1 pseudogene is annotated in these 664 nt (G+C 58.3%); it reads left to right on the top strand.

The features are described from left to right. Positions 1-256: 256 nt before the first annotated feature. Positions 257-557: pseudogene (locus ABDZ36_RS01435) on the top strand (transposase domain-containing protein); the annotation flags it as partial. Positions 558-664 lie beyond the last annotated feature (107 nt).

The following is a 664-nucleotide window of genomic DNA, read 5'->3' as shown; positions in this document are numbered from 1 at the left end:
GTGAGACGCCGTCGATCCCCAGCGGCACGCCGACCGCGCGGCCATCGATTGCCGCGTCCAACGCATCCGCGAAGTCCGCGGGTGTCGTCCGCGTGCAGGCCACATCGAGGGCGGCGAGCGATGATTCGAACGTCGAGACGATATCCGTCGACATAGCCACCAGTTCGTAGAGGAAGGTGTTAATTGTTGGTAGTGAGTTGGGGGCACTGTTCAGATTAGAGTTGAATGATGAGGCAGCCGAATTCCTGAGTGCTCTATGCCCGAAATCAGCCGCCTCAGTGAGGTAGCGACTGCTTCGAGTTAGCGTTTGTGGAGCGAGAAGCGACACCGAGCGGGGCGATGAAGCTCGTATTCGACTCCATCCCGCAGGATTGTCATTCTCGAATACCGTCCCTGAACTTGAGGGATTCGGCGTCGGCCGTGCTCGGTCCACCGTGCACAACTGGGTGCAGAAGGCCGGTCTACAGCCAGCCAAGGGCAAAGACCCGGATCACGTTGCAGTCGACGAAACCGTGATACAGATTGATGACCAGCGCTCTTGGCTGTACGCCGTCATCAGAAACGCGACGCGTTTCTGATTGGCGAACGAGACGCCTAGTGGTTAGGGGAAGTTATGGAGGTGGCGCCTGATACGAGAGTATGTCTGGAGATCGCCGCAAAGAGA

This window comes from Halarchaeum salinum, assembly GCF_039520965.1.
In the GTDB taxonomy this organism is placed as follows: domain Archaea; phylum Halobacteriota; class Halobacteria; order Halobacteriales; family Halobacteriaceae; genus Halarchaeum; species Halarchaeum salinum.
The sequence above is the reverse complement of the archived record's forward strand: the minus strand, read 5'-3'. Positions and strand labels throughout refer to the sequence as shown.